Raw genomic sequence first — 2133 nt, forward strand, 5'->3', positions numbered from 1 at the left:
ATCACGGGGCAGGGCCGTCCCTTGGAGCGACCTGCGTAAGTCCCGCAGTTTTTCTTGGCCTTTGGGGCGGGGGAAACCCCGGCTCCGGAGCGAAGCGAAGGAGAACGGGGAGGGGGCAGGAATCCCCTGCCACAAAGGCCTCAGAAAACAAGGGACGAGAGCATTGGAGTGACAAGGGACGGCCCTGCCCCGTGATCAAATACGACTTCGCCGGTCGCAGATGCCGGCAAGTGCTGTCTGAAAATCCGCTGGAAGACCGGCAAGATGGCCGGATCTGTCCGTTGCCGCGTGAACTGTATAGCCCCTGACCAGCAAGTGATGGTCATCGAATCGATGTATCAGATAATGAAAACGAACTGAGAATCTGGAAAAACTTTCCAGTGAAGTTGAAATCTCAAGCAGGTCGTCATAATGTGCCGGGGACTTGTAACGGCAGTAGACCTCGCTTGCAGGAAGTATAACCCCTCCACGCTCGATATCGCGATAAGATATCTTGAGCACGGACCGCAGAAACTCGGTGCGCCCCATCTCAAAGATTCTCAGATAATTTCCATAATATAACACACCGCCGGTATCGGTATCACCGTAAATCACCCTGTAGGAGAGGCGGTGTATTGGTTCCTTAAGTTCAACTGGACCTGGCGCTTCTGTATTCACTTGGCTTCTTTTTGGTATCCAGTTCCAGCTCTCTGGGTGCCACGCCGATGAACCTCTGCATCAGTTTATAGCCTTCTTTGATCATTACAGGGCTCTGCTCTGCAGCAGGCTCGTTAAAGGTGGCATCTGAATTACCATTCGTGCTTGAACTGTCATAAATAACATAGGGTACTGGTCCCGGGCTGTGTGTCTTAAGACTCACGGGCGTATAGTGATCCGTGGCAACCAGTATCCTGTAAGATACTCCGGTATCTCTCAGGCCATCCATGACAGGTCCCACCACTTCTTTATCAAAGCGCTCTATGGCCCTGATTTTTTCACGGACATCACCCATGTGACCTGCCTCATCAGGGGCCTCAACATGTACAACCACAAGGGTCTTTTCCTTCAGCGCCCTCAGGGCTGCATCCGCCTTTGCCCTGTAGTTGGTATCCAGATAACCAGTGGCCCCCGGCACATTTATAACCTCCATACCTGCACAGACGCCCAGCCCCCTTATGAGATCAACTGCGGCCACAACCGCGCTGTCTATGTCATACAACTGGGAAAACGTGGCAAACAGCGGCCTTCGACCCTGCCCCCATGGCCAGAGTGCGTTTGCAGGCAGTTTTCCCTCGGCCCGCCTTTTCTCGTTGACAGAGTGACGATGAAAAAAGGTGATGGCCTTGGTAAGAAGTTCATACAGGAGCGGCTCCTCCTCGTAAATATGCCAGGCTTCAGTTACATCCATTCCTGTAAGATCATGGGGGGGCACAGTGGAAATACCTTCGGGGCCACCCCGCCAAAGTAACAAATGGCGGTAGCTTATGCCTGCAAAGAGTTCAAAAGAACGACCGGACACCAACAGGGACAAGTCGTTTATGAGTATGCGGGCCTCCTCACTGCTTATATGACCGGCACTGTAGTCTACCATGTAGACCCTGCCCTCTGTAAATCTCAGGGTAACCAAATTGCACCTGAAGGCAACGTCCTCCGGATTCATCTGGACACCCATGGCAGCGGCCTCCAGGGGTCCGCGGCCGGTATAAAACTTTTCAGGTGAATAACCCAAAAGGGACATATTGGCCACATCACTCCCCGGGGGGAAACCCTCTGGAATTGTAAGCACTCTGCCCAGTTCCCCCAATCTTGCCAAGCGGTCCATGGCAGGTGTCCTTGCCACCTCCAAAACAGTCTTGCCCCCCAGATCGTCGATTGGAAAATCAGCCATACCGTCTCCAATCAATATCACATACTTCGAAGCCGGAAGATCCATCCCGGGTGAGTCCTGAGCAAAGTCAGCAGACTCATCAGCAACATTTGTTGTGTTGACGTCAGTCACGGCAGAACTCCATTTCAAATAGCTTTTTCGTAAATATCCGGTGAACCCGTTATATCCTGCCTTGAAGCGGTTACCTTTTTCCGGGTTTCAAAGCTCACTCATCGCGGACCGGAGAGGCAGTGCAATCCGGCCCGCGATCGAAACCCTGCAAAAGG

3 protein-coding genes (1 of these 3 only partly in view) are annotated in these 2133 nt (G+C 52.7%); all 3 read right to left on the bottom strand.

Going from position 1 to position 2133, the window contains the following annotated elements:
- Positions 1–5, bottom strand: the 5' portion of a protein-coding gene (locus C4B57_02805; protein ID PXF55566.1) for a hypothetical protein. It extends 217 nt beyond the left edge of the window; the window shows 5 of its 222 coding nt (coding positions 1–5); the start codon lies at positions 3–5; the stop codon falls past the left edge of the window.
- 190 nt (positions 6–195) lie between these two features.
- Positions 196–657 carry a thioesterase gene (locus C4B57_02810; GenBank protein ID PXF55567.1) on the bottom strand — a complete coding sequence of 154 codons (462 nt, stop codon included), beginning with the start codon at positions 655–657 and terminating at the stop codon, positions 196–198.
- Complete coding sequence (locus tag C4B57_02815; GenBank protein ID PXF55628.1) at positions 629–1912, bottom strand: cofactor-independent phosphoglycerate mutase; 1284 nt, start codon at positions 1910–1912, stop codon at positions 629–631. The genes C4B57_02810 and C4B57_02815 overlap by 29 nt, the downstream gene beginning before the upstream one ends.
- Positions 1913–2133 lie beyond the last annotated feature (221 nt).

Source organism: Deltaproteobacteria bacterium (assembly GCA_003194485.1).
In the GTDB taxonomy this organism is placed as follows: domain Bacteria; phylum Desulfobacterota; class Dissulfuribacteria; order Dissulfuribacterales; family UBA3076; genus UBA3076.

Excerpts from the sequence above, each read along its gene's own strand:
- C4B57_02815 (PXF55628.1), bottom strand. The coding sequence starts at position 1,912 with ATGGATCTTCCGGCTTCGAAGTATGTGATATTGATTGGAGACGGTATG.